Source organism: Nitrospirillum viridazoti CBAmc (assembly GCF_000730165.1).
GTDB lineage: Bacteria > Pseudomonadota > Alphaproteobacteria > Azospirillales > Azospirillaceae > Nitrospirillum > Nitrospirillum viridazoti.
In genome coordinates, this window is record NZ_CP022113.1 from 24,471 (window position 1) to 39,761 (window position 15,291).

A 15,291-nucleotide genomic window follows, 5' to 3' on the forward strand; every position below is an offset into this window, starting at 1 on the left:
TTTGCCCTCTGAACAGGAACAACTGGAATCTAGGAAAGAGTCTGACGAGGTCCATCCCAAGGATTGGATTCGGAAGAAGGATCAACTATCAACCATCAACGTTGTCGTTGACACTTGATGGTCCCCCTGGCAGGTTCTGACGTCAGAACCGGGCCTGAGAATGAAGGATGGGCGATGAACGGCGATCGGATGCGTGAGCTGCGCCAGATGCTGCGGCAAAGCCAAGGCGATTTGAAGGACATGCTGAACCAGCGCCTGTCCCGCTCGTACGACAAGCCCAAAATCAGCCGCTGGGAAAACGGCAAGGAACCCATTCCGGACGATGTTGCGGCCGAGCTGGAACAGATCGCGTCGCACAAGCCACGCAACGCCCGTGTTTTCGTGCTGGCCAACCAGAAGGGCGGCGTGGGCAAGACCACCAGCGCCCTGAACCTGGCCTACGCCCTCGGCCAGTCCGGCAGCCGGGTGCTGTTGATCGACATGGATCCGCAGGCAACGGCGACCGTGGCCCTGCTGGCGGACGCGGCGGTGGAGGTTTATCGCCAGGGCCGCACCATGGCCCATGTCATCCTGCAGAACCGCGCCATGGCCGACGCCATCCTGAAGCCGGGCATGGTGGAAACCGCGGTCCCCCTGCCCTTCGATTTGGCGGCCAGCCATATTGAGCTGTCGGAAACCGATGGTCGGCGGGAACCGGGCTTCGACGCCGCCTTGCGCGAGGCGGTGGACACGGTGCGCGCCGGCTATGACTTCATTGTCATCGACGCCCCACCCAACCTGGGTATGTTGACGTGGATGGCCCTGGCCGCAGCACAGGAGGTGCTGATCCCGGTGCGGACCGAGCCCTATGACACCATGGGCGTGGGCCTGATCCTGAACACCATCCATAAGGTGCAGCGCCGCCTGAACCCGGGCCTGCGCCTGTCCGGCATCCTTCCCACACAATTCGGCCGCCGCAAGTCGGTGGACCGCGAGGTGCTGGCCCACTTGGTGACGGCGCTGGGCGAAAAGGTGCCGGTGCTGGAGGCTGTGCCCGATAGCGCCGTGTTCGGGCACGCCGCGCGCAACGGCCGCATCGCGCTGGAGGCATCGCCCACCTCGTCCGCCACGGCGGTTTATCGTAAGTTGGCGGATTGCATCATCGCCGGCCGGCCCCTGGCTCGCGCCGACATCGACCTAATTCCTGTTGAGAGCGAGGCGTAAGCGCCATGACGGTGAAGAAACGACCCTCCCCCATCCTGGGAGCCGCGTCCGCCATGATTGGTGAGGCGTCGGGCGAGCTGGTGATGTCGCGCGACAGCCGCTTCCACCACAGCATTGAGCTGCAGGTCGACCACATTGCGCCGGACCCGGAGCAGCCGCGCAAGCTGTTCTCGGAAGAAGAGCTGGATGGCCTGGCCGCCAGCATGGCGGAGCAGGGCCAGCTACAGCCCATCCTGGTGCGCCGCGACCCCGCGGACCGCGGCCGTTGGATCGTGGTGGCGGGTGAGCGCCGCTGGCGGGCGGCGCAGCGGCTGGGCTGGGGCGTCATCCTGGCCATCGAACATACCGGCGACCCGGAAGTGCTGGCGCTGATCGAGAACCTGCAGCGGGTGGACCTGACACCGGTGGAAGAGGCGCGCGGCCTGAAGCGCCTGATCGATGGCAAGGGCTGGACCCAAAACCAGGCGGCGGAGGCACTGGGCAAGACCAAGGGCGAGATCAGCGCCACCCTGCGCATCCTCAGCCTGCCCGACGACGTCCTCGAAGGTGTTCTGACGTCAGAACTGGGCCTGTCGCGCAACGTGCTGGTGGAATTGTCCCGGGTTGATGAGCCGGCGGTGCGGGAGAGGCTGATTCAATCCGCGCGCAGCGGCATGCTGAGCATTCGAACCATCCGGGCCGCCAAGGCGCAGGACCAGGCGCCGGAAGTGACGGAAGGCAGGCCGTCCACCGGCATCACCACCCCGGGCGTGAACCTGGCGTCGGTGGAACGCCTGGTCAGCAATCTGCGGTCCCTGCGGCCAGCGGCGCTGAAGGACAGGGAGCGCGACCGGTTGCGGGCCTTGCGCGCCGCCATCGATGCGCTGCTGGGATAAAGGCCACGATCCCGAATCATTGCGCCAGCGCAAAGACGGGAATGCTCCGCCGTCGTAGGGAAGGGGCGGGCCGGGTGATGGATCCGGTTCCACCTTATCTCATGACGGAGAGTAAAGATGCGTTCCCTTCCCCTGGCGCTGGTGGCCTTGATGACCTTGGCGGGCCCGGCTTTCGGCGCTGAGCATGTCGTCAAGATGTTGAACAAGGGCGCTGACGGCATGTTCGTGTTCGAACCCGCCCTGGTGAAGGTCGCACCCGGTGACAAGGTGACTTTCCAGTCCGTCGATGCCGGACACAACGTGGAAAGCATCCCCGGCATGCTGCCGGATGGCGCCCAGGCTTTCACCGGCAAGCCCAATGAGACGCTCACCGTCACCTTCGACAAGCCGGGCGTCTACGGCTATCGCTGCAAGCCGCACTATGGCATGGGCATGGTTGGCGTGGTCGTGGTCGGCACGCCCACAAACTTGGACGCCGCCAAGGCGGTGCCGCAAACCGGCAAGGCCAAGGCCGCGTTTGAGAAACTGTTGGCTGCCGCCAAGTAAGACATTGAATTTAAAGAAAAGCGGCGGGGGAGGGGTCTCCCCTGCCGCTCCCCCGCCGGTGCGCGGCATGCAGGGCCGGTGTCAGGCGAAGGGGATCGCCAGACTGGACACCTGCTGGCGCACGGCCCGTTCCCGGTCGCGGTTCAAGCGGACAATGAAATAGGCGAGGCCGACTATGCCCAGGGCATGGGCCACGGCGAAGACGATTTGCCCTTTCAATACGCCCAACGCCGCGTTGGTCAGCAGGCCGGCGAACAGTGGGATGAACCAGAACCACCATAGCGCGCCCCGCAAGCGGTGCTGGCGTCTCAACTCCGCCCCATAATGTACCCGCATCATGTCTTCCCCGACGGGGAGTAGGGGCCGCACTTCCCCCCGGAAGACAAGGTAGAGCAGGACAGCGGTGTAAAGGGTGACGAAGGTCCAACTCAGCGGTTCCACCATGGGATGGAAGCGCAAGGCGTAGAAGGCGGTTAGCAGGATGATGATAGTCAAGGCCATCATTTCCGCGTAGTTGCGCCGGCGCACCCGGGTCTCGAACCGGCCGTAATCCTGAATCAGCCGGTTGTGGGGAAGGGGGGCGATCCGCACCCTGGTCTCTGTAGCACCCACCAGGCAGAGGATGGGCGGGGCCACTACCGCCAAGACACGCAGGTGCCCGGGCAACACCCAGTCGGGCCCCAATATCCCGCTGGCGATCAGGCCCATCAGGGCTGCCTGGGCCAATAGGACGCAAACCCCCGCCGTCATGGCGTCTAGCAAGCCCCGGCGCAGGGGCGATCCCTCGCCGCGATAGCGGGTGCGCAGGATCAGGCCGGTCAGGCCGGTGCCTACCAGCACGATGCTGCGTCCCCATTCCGCGATCGGATGAGCGTCAGGCGTTTGCGTCAGCAGACCCATGCAAGCCGCCAATATGAAGGTTTGCAGTCCAACAATGGCGATGGACGGCTGCGTCGTTTGATTTCCCATGGATTTCCCCCGGCCGTTCCGTGGACCCATCTGCGGGACGATTGGCTGATATCGTTGTTATATCTAGGTAATCTGGGTCGCTTGTCTCTAGATGAGCCCGCCAGCCTATTTTTAATTACATTGTAGAAGAAATATCAGGACGTCAAGGGAGGTGATGTTCCCTCATCGGTATCCTTGCCCGGGTTGACCCGCCGCATCCAATAATCATATGATAATACTATGGCAGGGAGGTACGGGGCCGCCGTTGGTGATCAGCGGGCAGGCCCGAACGGCCGGAGGGAAAGAACAACCATGACCAGCACGCGTGATCAGGCCACGGTTTCCGGAACCGGGGTGCAGGGCAGCCCTATGGATGAGAGGATGCCCCCCGTCGGGGGTATGGTCGACCGGCGGCGCTTCCTGGCCACCACGGGTGGTGGCGTCCTGGCCGTTGGGCTGAGCGGCGGACATGCGGCTCTGGCGGCAGGGGCTGTGGCGCCCGTCAACCTGGCGGTCATGGCCCGCACCAGCTGGTCCAACCGCTCCAGCGGCACGCGCCTAGCGGCCATCAACACCAACGCCGCCCCCACCAACTCCAAGGATGATACCGAGGGCGCCTTCGCGACGGAGCCGCATTCCGGTCCTGCCTGGATCGAATACAGCTGGGACGTGCCGGTGCGTACCAACGCGGTGGACGTCTACTGGTGGCTGGGCGGCTGGAAGGGGGCCTTGCCCACCGGCTGGCGGGTGTCGGCCTGGGATGGCAAGCGCTTCGTACCGGTGCGCAACGTGCAGGGGCTGGGCCTGGCGCCCGACGCCTATAACCGCACCACCTTCGATCCCATCACCACCACGCGGCTGCGCCTGGACATCGATCCGGCGGCCAAGGCCTCCGTCGGCGTGCTGCAGTGGCGGGTGTGGAGCCATGGCGCCGTACCGGTGTTCCCGCCCTTGGTCACCGCCGGTCAGGACCGGGCCGTGGTACTGGGCGGGCAAACCTACCTTGACGGCAGGGTGCGCACCCTGGACGCCGCCCCCGGCGCCGCGGCCTTGTGGCACAAGGTCAGCGGGCCGGGTGGCGTCAGCTTCGCCGACGCCACCCGCGTCGACACCACCGCGCGTTTCTCCGCCCCTGGCGAGTACGTGTTGCAACTCAGCGCCAAGGCGGATGGCAAGACCACCCAGTCCATCCTGAAGGTACGGGCGGAAACGCCGCCGCCGGACGAGCGGCTGGATGTCGTCTACACCACCCCCTACGCCATCGACAGCCCCCTGTGGTCGTCCCGGGCCAAGGCCCTGATCACCCGCTGGATCCCCCATTGCATCGACTATTGCGAGCGCACGGACCTGAAGATCGGGCAGGGGGGCCTGGATAATTTCATCGAGGCGGGCAAGGCCCTGCGCGGGGAGCCGCACGCGGCCCACAAGGGCTATGTCTTTTCCAACGCCTGGGTGCACCAGACGGTGGAATCCATGTGCATCGCCCTGATGGTCGACCCGCAGGGCGACAAGGAGATCATTGCCGCGCAGGACCTGATGCGCCGCAAGCTGGGGGAATGGATACCCGTCATCCTGGCGGCGCAGGAGCCGGACGGCTATCTGCAAACCGCCTACACCCTGGCCGACCGCGCCAAATGGCCGGCGCGCTGGTCGCCGGAGCAGCGGGGCAACCATGAGGGCTATGTCGCGGGGTATTTCATCGAATCCGCCATCAACCACTACACCCTGACGGGCGGCAAGGACCTGCGCCTCTATAACGCGGCCAAGAAGCTGGCGGATTGCTGGGTCGCCAACATCGGCCCGGGCAAGAAGGACTGGTTTGACGGGCACCAGGAGATGGAGCAGGCGCTGGTGCGTTTCGGCCGCTTCGTCAACGACATGGAGGGGCAGGGCCACGGCGACGCCTATATCCGGCTGGCGCGCTTCCTGCTGGACAGCCGGCGCGGCGGATCGGAATACGACCAGAGCCACCTGCCACCCGGCCGGCAGTACGAGGCGGTGGGCCACGCCGTGCGCGCCGTCTACTTCTACTCCGGCATGGCGGACATCGCGGCGGAAACCCGCGACATCAATTACCAGAGCGCCGTGCTGTCCCTGTGGGACAACATGGTGAACAAGAAGTATTACGTCACCGGCGGCGTCGGCAGCGGCGATACGGCGGAGGGTTTTGGCGAGAATTACGCCCTGCGCAACGACGCCTACTGTGAATCCTGCTCCAGCTGCGGCCTGATCTTTTTCCAGTACAAGCTCAACATCGCCTATCACGACGCCAAGTACGCCGACCTCTATGAGGAAACGATGTACAACGCGCTGCTTGGCTCCACGGCGCTGGACGGCCAGACGTTCTGCTACACCAACCCGCTGGTGGATACCGAACGCACCACCTGGCACGTCTGCCCCTGCTGCGTCGGTAACATCCCGCGCACCCTGTTGATGGTGCCCACCTGGGCCTATGCCAAGGACAAGGCGGGCGTGAACGTGAACCTTTTCATCGGCAGCCGGGTGAACGTGGGCGATGTCGCCGGCACGGCGGTGGAGATGGTGCAGAAGACCAACTACCCCTGGGAAGGGGCGGTCGCCTTGACCGTCAACCCGGCCAAGACAACATCCTTCGCCGTGCGCATCCGCGTGCCCGACCGCGCCACCAGTGCCCTTTACACCGCCACGCCGCCGGTACGCGGGCTGGAGAGTCTGACGGTGAACGGCAAGGCTGTGCAGTACCGCATGGAAAAGGGCTATGCGGTGGTGGAGCGGGAATGGGCGGCCGGTGACCGCGTCGATTTCGTCCTGCCCCTGGCCGTGCAGCGCGTGAGGGGCGACGACAAGGTGGAGGCGACCCGAGGCAAGGTCGCCCTTCGCTACGGCCCGCTGGTCTACAACGTGGAGAAGGCCGATCAGCCGTCCATCGATCAGCCGCTGGCGGCCACGCCGGTGACCGCCGAATGGCGGCCCGACCTGCTGGGCGGCGTGGTAGCCCTGAAGGGCCAATGGCAGGATGGCACGCCCATGCTGGCCATCCCCAACTACGCCCGCATGAACCGCCTGCCATCGGCGGCCGGCGGCGTCGGCGGCATCGACTCCGGCGTCAACTACGCCATCGGCGCCCAAGGCCAGGTGGTGGCGGCCGATACCACGGGGGAGGCGGAGGGGCATGACCGCGGCCACGCCCGGCATTCGCAGGTGTGGATCACCGTCGCCTAATTCCCAAGACCGCAGTGACGCACTAGATTAGGGGGCAGGACCGTATTGGAACTGCCCCTGATGCCTTCCTCCGACACCATCGCCCACCTCCACCTGGTTGAAGACGAGCCCGACATGGCGCGGGAGATCGTCACCAGCCTGGAAGCCCGGGGGTATACCGTCAGCCATTCCGTCACCGCCGCCGCGGCGCTGGAGGTGCTGCGCGCCGACCGCAGCGTGGCGGTAGTCATCGCCGACCGCATGCTGCCCGGTGGCATGGACGGGCTGGACATGGTGCAGGAACTGCGGGATGAGGGCATCGCCACCCCCATCCTGGTCTTGAGCGCGCTAGGCTCGGTCGATGACCGGGTGCGCGGCCTGAACGCCGGCGGCGACGACTACCTGACCAAGCCCTTCGCCGTGGCGGAACTGGTGGCCCGCGTCGAGGCGCTGCGCCGCCGCCCGCCGGATACCCGCGCCACCACCCTGCGGGTGGGATCGCTGGAGATGGATTTGCTCAGCCGCACCGTGCGCCGGGGGGAACGGGAGGTGCCGCTGCTGCCCCGGGAATTCAAGCTGCTGGAGTACATGATGCGCCGGCCGGACCAGGTGATCACGCCGGCCATGCTGTTGACCGATGTCTGGAATTATCGCTTCGTGCCGCAGACCAACGTGGTCGATGTGCACATGGGCAAACTGAGGCACAAGATCGATGAAATGGGGGAGCTGCCCATGATCCATCGCGTGCGTGGCGCCGGGTTCATGCTCCGTGCGGCGGACTGAGCTGTTCCGCGCGGGCCCGTTCCGGCTGGCGCTGGGCTTCGCCACCGCGCTGTCGGTGGGCATGCTGCTGATCTTCGGCTTCATCTACTGGCAAACCAGCGAGGTGGAGACGCGCCGCATGCAGCGCGACCTGGTGCAGGAGGCGGCGGTGGCGGCGCAGACGCGCGACGACATCCTGCTGTATCAGCTGCAGGTCCGCATCATGTCGGACTATCACCGCGTCACCGTGGCCGCCTGGTTCGACGCCGATGGCAAGCTGCGCTACGGCAATCTGGATGCCTTGCCGCCGGACCTGCCCATCGATGACAAGGGCCATCGCCTGGACATCCAGACCAACGACGCCCGCCCGCCCCAGCCGGCCATCCTGGCCGCGGCCAAACGGGCGGACGGCGGCACCGTCGTGCTGGGCCGCGCCATGGATGAGCTGCTGGCCCTGCAACGGGTGGTGGCGCGCACCCTGATCGCCGGCTTGCTGCCCGCCGTGGCCCTGGTGCTGGCGTCCGGCGTCCTGGGTGGGGCGCGGGCGCGCCGCCGGGTGCAGACGGTGCAGCAGACCATAGGACGCATCATGGGTGGCGACCTGCGCGAGCGCCTGCCCCTGTCCGGCAACCGTGACGCGGTGGACCAGCTGTCGGCCCGGGTGAACCAGATGCTGGACCGCATCGTCCATCTGCTGGATGAGATCCGGGCGGTGGGCGACAATATAGCGCACGATCTGCGCACCCCCCTGTCGGTCATGCGCGCCAAGCTGGAGCGAGGGTTGGCCGCCGAGGAGCCGGAGGAACTGCGCCGGGGCGCGGAGGCGGCGCTGGCCGACCTGGACAAGGCGTTCGGCATGATCACCGCCCTGCTGCGCATCGCCGAGCTGGAGGACAGCCGCCGCCAGGCGGGCTTCGCCACCGTGGATCTCGCGGAGGTGGCGGGCGAGGTCTTCGACCTTTACGAACCCTTGGCCGAAGCCAAGGGGGTGACCCTGGCGCGAGAGGATAAAGGCCCCCTTTTCGTGACCGGCGACCGTGATCTGCTGATCGAGGCGGTGGCCAACCTCGTGGACAACGCCGTGAAGTTCACGCCCGAGGGCGGGCGCGTCCTCATCCGCACCGGCATGGGCGGTACCGGCGGGGAGGCTGTGCCGGTGGTGGAGGTGTCGGACACCGGGCCTGGAATTCCGGCGGCGGAACGGGGGGCCGTGGTCCGCCGCCTGTACCGCCTGGATAAAAGCCGCCATATCCAGGGCAACGGCCTGGGCCTGTCGTTGGTGCAGGCCATCGCGACCCTGCATGGCTTCAAATTGGTGATTGATGGCAACGATTTGGGCGCCGTCATCGCGCTCGTTTGCGGCGCAGCAGACAGCGAAGGGGTTGGAAACCCAGGCGTTTGGCCGTAGGTTCGGCGCAATTTATGGCGGTATTTTGCGACGCAACCAAAAAAATTATTTAATCCCAATTCGTTGAGACGTCCCCTATTTCCCAAGGTGTTGGGTTCACGAACCCGCTCTCGAGGGATCACGAGACGTGTCGCACCGCATCATGAATGACCATCGCCGGCCCTGTGCCTGTCGCCACCGCCCGCAGCCGGGGGTGCCGTCATGATCGAAATCGTCAAGATCGCGCTCCGCCGGCCCTACACGTTCATCGTGATGGCCATCCTGATCCTCATCTTCGGCGTGTCGTCGGCGGTGAAGACGCCGACCGACATCTTCCCCGACATCGGCATTCCCGTCATCGCCGTGGTGTGGACCTACAACGGCCTGCAGCCCGACGACATGGCCGGGCGCATCATCGGCTATTACGAGCGTTCCCTGACCTCCACCGTGAATGATGTGGAGCATATCGAATCCCAATCGATGCAGGGCTTCGGCGTGGTGAAGGTGTTCTTCCAGCCCAACGTCAACATCAACGCCGCCCAGGCCCAGGTGGTGGCGATCTCGCAGACGGTGCTGAAGCAGATGCCGCCGGGCATCAACCCGCCGCAGGTCCTGACCTTCAACGCCGCCAGCGTGCCCATCCTGCAACTGGCCCTGTCCAGCGATCATCTGTCGGAAACGCGGCTGAACGACATCGCGCAGAATTCCATCCGGCCGCAGCTGGTGACGGTGCCGGGCGCCGTGCTGCCCTCGGTCTATGGTGGCAAGGTCCGCCAGGTGCAGATCGACCTGAACCAGCAGGCCCTGCACGCCTACGGCCTGTCGGCCACCGACGTCGCCGCCGCCCTGTCGGTGCAGAACCTGATCACCCCGGCCGGCACGCAGAAGATCGGCAAGCTGGAATACCCCGTCGACCTGAACGACTCCCCGATCGACATCAGCACATTCAACGACTTGCCGATCAAGACCGTGAACGGCGCCGTTGTCTATATGCGGGATGTCGCCAATGTTCACGACGGCAGCCCGCCCCAGACCAACGTGGTGCACGTGGATGGCAAGAAGGCGGTGCTGATGTCCGTGCTGAAGGCCGGCTCCGCCTCCACCCTCGACATCATCGCCGGCGTCTACAAGCGCCTGCCCGATGTCCAGAAGACCCTGCCCGACGGCGTGACCCTGACCCCCATCGGCGACCAGTCCATCTTCGTGAAGGACGCGGTCAGCGGCGTGATCCGCGAGGGTGTCATCGCCGCTGGCCTTACTGGCCTGCTGATCCTGCTGTTCCTGGGCAGCTGGCGATCCACGCTCATCATCACCGTGTCCATTCCCCTGGCCATCCTGGCGTCCATCACCACCCTGTCCGTCCTTGGCGAGACCATCAATGTCATGACCCTGGGCGGGCTGGCGCTGGCGGTGGGCATCCTGGTGGACGATGCCACGGTGACCATCGAGAACATCAACTGGCACCTGGAACACGGCAAGCCCATCGAGACCGCCATCCTGGACGGCGCCAAGCAGATCGTGGTGCCGGCCACCGTGTCGCTCCTGTGCATCTGCATCGCCTTCGTGCCCATGTTCGGCCTGGGCGGTGTCGCCGGCTTCCTGTTCCGCCCCATGGCGGAGGCGGTGGTGTTCGCCCTGATGGCCTCGTACGTGCTGTCGCGCACCCTGGTGCCCACGCTGGCCAACTATCTGCTGCGCAACCAGGCCCACGCCGGCCACGGGCTGCACACCGATGTCCACGGCGCACCCACGCGCAATCCCTTCGTGAAGTTCCAGCGCACCTTCGAACGCGGGTTCGAGGCGGTGCGGTCCACCTACCAGGGCCTGCTGCTGCTGGGCCTGGAGAATCGCCGCTGGATGATCGGCGGTTTCCTGGCCGTGTCGCTGGGCACGTTCGGGCTGGCGCCCTTCCTGGGACAGAATTTTTTCCCCGCCGTTGACGGCGGCCAGATCAAGATCCACGTCCGCGGCCGCACCGGCCTGCGCATCGAGGAGATGAGCCGCCTTTGCGACCATGTCGGCGATGCCATCCGCCATGTGATCCCATCCAAGGATCTGGGCGGTATGGTCGACAACATCGGCCTGCCGGTCAGCGGCATCAACATGGCCTACGGCAACAGCGGCACCATCGGGGTGGAGGATGCCGACATCCTGATCGCGCTGAACAAGGACCACGCGCCCACCGACGACTATGTGGACATCCTGCGCCACGACCTGCCGCGGCTGTTTCCCGGCACCACCTTCGCCTTCCTGCCGGCCGACATCACCACCCAGGTGCTGAACTTCGGCCTGCCGGCGCCGCTGGACGTGAAGATCGTCGGCAGCGACCTGGAGGCCAACCGCGTCTACACCAACAAGCTGTTGGCCAAGATTGCCCGCATTCCCGGCGTGGCCGACGCCCGGGTGGAACAGGCCTTCCAGCTGCCGTCGCTGAAGGTGGCGGTGAACCGGTCGCTGGCCGGCCTGGTTGGGCTCACCGAAAAGGATGCCGCGACCACCATGCTGGACACCCTGGCCGGCAGCACGCAAACGGCGCCGACCTTCTGGCTGAATCACAGGAACGGCATCTCCTATCCAGTGTCCATCCAGACGCCCCAGCGCGACATCGACACCATGGCCGGCCTGCAGACCATGCCGCTGACGCCGGCCGCTGCCGGCAAGTCCAGCCAGTTGCTGGGCGGCCTGGCGCAGATCAGCCGGGGGCGGCAGGACGCGGTGGTGACTCACTATAACGTGCGCCCGACCATCGACATCTACGCCACGCCCAAGGATCGTGACCTGGGCGCCATCGCCGCCGACGTGCAGAAGGCCGTCGATAGCATGGCGGCGGATCTGCCGCGGGCCAGCCACGTTGAGATCCAGGGCCAGGTCACCACCATGACCAGCGCCTACCACCAGCTGTTCATCGGCCTGGCCTTCGCCATCGTGCTGATCTATCTGCTGATCGTCGTGAACTTCCAATCCTGGATGGACCCGTTCGTCATTGTCATGGCCCTGCCCAGCGCGCTGGCCGGCATCATCTGGATGCTGTTCGGCACGGGCACCACCCTGTCGGTGCCGGCGCTGACCGGGGCCATCATGTGCATGGGTGTGGCCACGGCCAACAGCATCCTGGTCATCAGCTTCGCCCGGGAACGGCTCGCCGCCGGCGTGGATGCCCTGACCGCCGCCATGGAGGCGGGGCACACCCGCTTCCGCCCCGTGCTGATGACGGCCCTGGCCATGGTCATCGGCATGGCGCCCATGGCCATCGAGCCGGGGCAGAACGCTCCCCTGGGCCGCGCGGTCATCGGTGGGCTGGTCTTCGCCACGCTGGCCACGCTGTTCCTGGTGCCGGCGCTGTTCAGCCTGGTGCATGCCCGCGACCATGAGCGAGCCCGAGAGCCCGGCGGGCAGGCCGCGCCAGCCCCCGTTTAAGCCTTTTCCCGATCCCACCCCTTCCTTTGAGCCGCAGCCGCCGTCCCGGATAGGAGCGACCCGATCATGTCCACCGCCCAAATCACCACCCCCAATCCCCGCCGCCTGGCCTTGCTGGGGGGGGTGGCCTTGCTTGCCGCCGGCGCCATCGTCGCCGTCGGTTTGACCGACCGGGCCCGTGCGACCCGCGAACTGGTCCAATGGAACGCCGACCAGGCCGTCCCCACCGTGGCGCTGGCGCCCGTCAGTCGTGGGGCGGCGCAGCAGACGCTGACCTTGCCGGGCACGCTGCAGGCCTATACCCAGGCGCCGATCTACGCCCGGGTGAGCGGCTACCTCAAAAGCTGGGACAAGGATATCGGTGCCAAGGTGAAGGCGGGTGACCTGCTGGGCACCATCGACACCCCCGACCTGGACCAGCAGCTGGAACAGGCCAAGGCCGATCTGGCCAAGGCCAAGGCGACCGCCGAGCTGGCGGACCTGACGGCCAAGCGCTGGGCGGCGCTGGTGGCCTCGCAGTCGGTGTCGCAGCAGGCGGCGGATGAGAAGGTGGGCGATAGCGCCGCCAAGCGGGCGGCGGTGGAAAGTGCTGCCGCCAACGTCCGCCGGCTGGAGGCGCTGACGGCGTTCAAGCGCATCGTGGCACCCTTCGACGGCGTCGTCACCGCCCGCACCACCGACGTGGGCGCCCTGATCAATGCCGGCGGCGGGACCGGGCAGGAACTGTTCCAGGTGTCGGACCTGCACAGCATGCGCCTGTACGTGCAGATCCCGCAGGCCTTCGCCAGTCTGCTGACCCCGGGGGTCAAGGCCGCCTTCGACCTGCCGCAGTATCCCGGCCGGCACTTCGATGCCACGCTGGTGACAACGGCCAACGCCGTCAGCCAGGCGTCGCGCACCATGCTGGTGGAACTTCAGGCCGACAACCCGGACGGTCTGCTGACGCCCGGCACCTTCGCCGAGGTGCATTTCCAGGTGCCCAGCGACGCCAACATGGTGAAGGTGCCGGCGACCGTCCTGGTCCCCAGCGACAAGGGGGCCGAGGTGGCCGTGCTGGGCCCCGACGGCAAGGCCCAGCTGAAGCCGGTGACCATTGGCCGCGACATGGGTGACAGCGTTGAGATCGTGGCGGGCCTGACGCCCACGGACAAGGTCATCGACAACCCGCCCGAGACATTGGTGTCGGGCGACGTGGTGCGCCTGGCCGGTGCGGGTGAGGGGGCGGGCAAGGTGGCGGAAGCGGCCGCGGGCACCACGGCGAAGGCGGACCGGTAACAGCCATGTCTTTCACGAAGTTTCTCATGGCCGGTGGCGCGCTGCTGGCGCTGGCGGGCTGCAACCTGGCGCCGGACTATCAGCCGCCGCACCTCGACCTGCCGCCCGCCTTCAAGGAGGCCGGTGGCGCCCCGTGGCAGCCGGCCCAGCCGGCGGACCAGCAGGCGCGCGGCCCCTGGTGGACGGCCTTCAACGACCCGGTGCTGAACGGCCTTGAGGACCGGATCGAAGCGGCCAACCCTACGCTGGCCGTGGCGCTGGCCCGCTATGACGAGGCGCGCGCGGATGCCGCCGCCGTCTCCGCCGGTCTGTTGCCGCGCGTGGACGGCACCGCCAGCATCAGCACCAACCGCCAGTCCAAGGACCGCCCCCTGCGCGGCGCCGGGCAGCGCAACGTCTACGGCGCCAACACCATCGGCGCCTCCGCCTCTTATGAACTGGACCTCTGGGGCAAGGTGCGCAACCAGGTGGCCGCCGGCCGGGCGGAAGCCCAGGCCAGCGCCGCCGACCTGGCCTCGGTGCGGCTGGGGTTGCAGGCCGAGCTGGCCAGCGATTATTTCGCGCTGCGCGGCCTGGATGAACGCGCCCACATCCTGGCCGATACGGTCACGGCCTATGAGAAGCAGCTCAGCCTGACCCAGACCATGTTCCAGGGCCGTATCGTGGCCGGGCTGGACGTGTCGCGGGCGGAAACCCAGCTGGACACCGCCCGGTCCCAGGTCTCGCAGGTGGCGTCGCAGCGGGCGCAGATGGAACACGCCATCGCAGCCCTGGTGGGCCTGGCGCCGGCGGAATTCACCCTGGCGCCCGTGCGGTGGATACCGGCCCTGCCGGCCGTGCCCACGGGGCTGCCCTCCACCCTGCTGCAGCGCCGGCCGGACGTGGCGGCGGCGGAACGCGACGTGCTGGCTGCCAACGCCGGCATCGGCGTGGCCCGCGCCGCCTATTATCCCGACCTGTCGTTGCAGGCGGTGGGCGGCTTCCAGGACACGGGCTTCAACCTGCTGAAGCTGCCCATGGCTTTCTGGTCGGTGGGGCCCGGCGTCACCCTGCCGCTGTTCGAGGGCGGGCGGCTGGACGCAGGCCTGGCCAAGGCGGTGGCCCAGCATGACGAGGCCTCCGGCAAGTATCGCGAGACGGTGCTGAACGCTTTCCGCGAGGTGGAGGACAATTTGGCCGCCATCCGTTGGCTGGGGACGGCCGCCAAGGATGAGGACGCCGGCACCCTGGCGGCCCAGCGCACCCTGGACATGGCCACCAACCTCTACCGCGACGGCGCCGACAGCTACCTGGAGGTGGTGACGGCGCAGACAGCCCTGTTGGAGGCGCAGCAGAGCAGCCTGGATCTGCACACCCGCCAGGTGCAGGCCGACGTGGCCCTCATCCGGGCGCTGGGCGGGGGGTGGGACAAAAGCGCGCTCCCCTCCGATGACGAGTCTAGCACCCTGCCGGAGCGGGCGGCCAAGGCCCTCTGACACGGTTTCATGGTGTTCACTTGAAGGCCACCAGGCGCCCGACAGGTGCCTGGTGGCCTTACTCATTTGATATAGAAAGATAATCGGTCTACGAGGCAGCGTCCTGCGACAATCACGCGCGGCCGATATATGTCAAATCTGCAAATTGACGCACCTTGTGACGGGTTGTTGCTTGCAGTCTTGTCCGCACCATGGTTGATTGCTCCAGCAAACACAACCTTGG

Annotated in this window: 10 protein-coding genes; 9 read left to right on the forward strand and 1 reads right to left on the reverse strand. The window is 66.7% G+C overall.

Features of this window, described 5'->3' with window-relative positions; genetic code table 11:
- The first annotated feature begins 174 nt into the window (after positions 1 to 174).
- The 3 genes from Y958_RS28395 to Y958_RS28405 all read left to right on the forward strand — a co-directional run bounded on the left by Y958_RS28395 (position 175) and on the right by Y958_RS28405 (position 2,624).
- Positions 175 to 1,203 carry an AAA family ATPase gene (locus tag Y958_RS28395; protein WP_050898566.1) on the forward strand — a complete coding sequence of 343 codons (1,029 nt, stop codon included), beginning with the start codon at positions 175 to 177 and terminating at the stop codon, positions 1,201 to 1,203.
- Between the two features lie 5 nt (positions 1,204 to 1,208).
- A complete protein-coding gene (locus Y958_RS28400) occupies positions 1,209 to 2,078 on the forward strand; it encodes a ParB/RepB/Spo0J family partition protein (RefSeq protein ID WP_088875312.1) in 870 nt (289 codons plus the stop codon).
- Between the two features lie 117 nt (positions 2,079 to 2,195).
- Positions 2,196 to 2,624 (forward strand): pseudoazurin, encoded by a 429-nt coding sequence (locus Y958_RS28405; RefSeq protein WP_004273822.1) that lies wholly within the window; start codon positions 2,196 to 2,198, stop codon positions 2,622 to 2,624.
- A gap of 81 nt (positions 2,625 to 2,705) precedes the next feature.
- Here the strand turns inward: Y958_RS28405 and Y958_RS28410 are convergent, their stop codons facing one another.
- On the reverse strand, positions 2,706 to 3,593 hold the full coding sequence (locus Y958_RS28410) for a hypothetical protein (protein WP_088875313.1): 888 nt from the start codon (positions 3,591 to 3,593) through the stop codon (positions 2,706 to 2,708).
- 291 nt (positions 3,594 to 3,884) lie between these two features.
- Between Y958_RS28410 and Y958_RS28415 the strand changes: the two genes are divergently transcribed.
- The 6 genes from Y958_RS28415 (at position 3,885) to Y958_RS28440 (ending at position 15,068) form a co-directional block, all read left to right on the forward strand.
- Positions 3,885 to 6,773, forward strand: a complete 2,889-nt coding sequence (locus Y958_RS28415) for a glycoside hydrolase family 127 protein (protein WP_088875314.1) — start codon at positions 3,885 to 3,887, stop codon at positions 6,771 to 6,773.
- 60 nt (positions 6,774 to 6,833) lie between these two features.
- A complete protein-coding gene (locus Y958_RS28420; protein WP_040848795.1) occupies positions 6,834 to 7,535 on the forward strand; it encodes a response regulator transcription factor in 702 nt (233 codons plus the stop codon).
- On the forward strand, positions 7,522 to 8,922 hold the full coding sequence (locus Y958_RS28425; protein ID WP_145727938.1) for a sensor histidine kinase: 1,401 nt from the start codon (positions 7,522 to 7,524) through the stop codon (positions 8,920 to 8,922). The genes Y958_RS28420 and Y958_RS28425 overlap by 14 nt, the downstream gene beginning before the upstream one ends.
- A 201-nt stretch (positions 8,923 to 9,123) precedes the next feature.
- Positions 9,124 to 12,318: an efflux RND transporter permease subunit gene (locus tag Y958_RS28430; protein WP_088875316.1), complete on the forward strand. Its 3,195-nt coding sequence runs from the start codon at positions 9,124 to 9,126 to the stop codon at positions 12,316 to 12,318.
- Between the two features lie 66 nt (positions 12,319 to 12,384).
- Complete coding sequence (locus tag Y958_RS28435; RefSeq protein ID WP_186291651.1) at positions 12,385 to 13,593, forward strand: efflux RND transporter periplasmic adaptor subunit; 1,209 nt, start codon at positions 12,385 to 12,387, stop codon at positions 13,591 to 13,593.
- A 5-nt stretch (positions 13,594 to 13,598) separates the two neighbouring features.
- Entirely contained in the window at positions 13,599 to 15,068 is a 1,470-nt protein-coding gene (locus tag Y958_RS28440) for an efflux transporter outer membrane subunit (RefSeq protein ID WP_088875317.1), read from the forward strand.
- The last annotated feature ends 223 nt before the right edge of the window (positions 15,069 to 15,291 follow it).

Bases quoted from the DNA above. Each gene is read 5' to 3' on its own strand.
- Y958_RS28420 (WP_040848795.1), top strand. From the start codon at position 6,834: ATGCCTTCCTCCGACACCATCGCCCACCTCCACCTGGTTGAAGACGAG.
- Y958_RS28435 (WP_186291651.1), top strand. From the start codon at position 12,385: ATGTCCACCGCCCAAATCACCACCCCCAATCCCCGCCGCCTGGCCTTG.
- Y958_RS28395 (WP_050898566.1), top strand. From the start codon at position 175: ATGAACGGCGATCGGATGCGTGAGCTGCGCCAGATGCTGCGGCAAAGC.
- Y958_RS28410 (WP_088875313.1), bottom strand. From the start codon at position 3,593: ATGGGAAATCAAACGACGCAGCCGTCCATCGCCATTGTTGGACTGCAA.
- Y958_RS28405 (WP_004273822.1), top strand. From the start codon at position 2,196: ATGCGTTCCCTTCCCCTGGCGCTGGTGGCCTTGATGACCTTGGCGGGC.
- Y958_RS28400 (WP_088875312.1), top strand. From the start codon at position 1,209: ATGACGGTGAAGAAACGACCCTCCCCCATCCTGGGAGCCGCGTCCGCC.
- Y958_RS28430 (WP_088875316.1), top strand. From the start codon at position 9,124: ATGATCGAAATCGTCAAGATCGCGCTCCGCCGGCCCTACACGTTCATC.
- Y958_RS28440 (WP_088875317.1), top strand. From the start codon at position 13,599: ATGTCTTTCACGAAGTTTCTCATGGCCGGTGGCGCGCTGCTGGCGCTG.
- Y958_RS28415 (WP_088875314.1), top strand. From the start codon at position 3,885: ATGACCAGCACGCGTGATCAGGCCACGGTTTCCGGAACCGGGGTGCAG.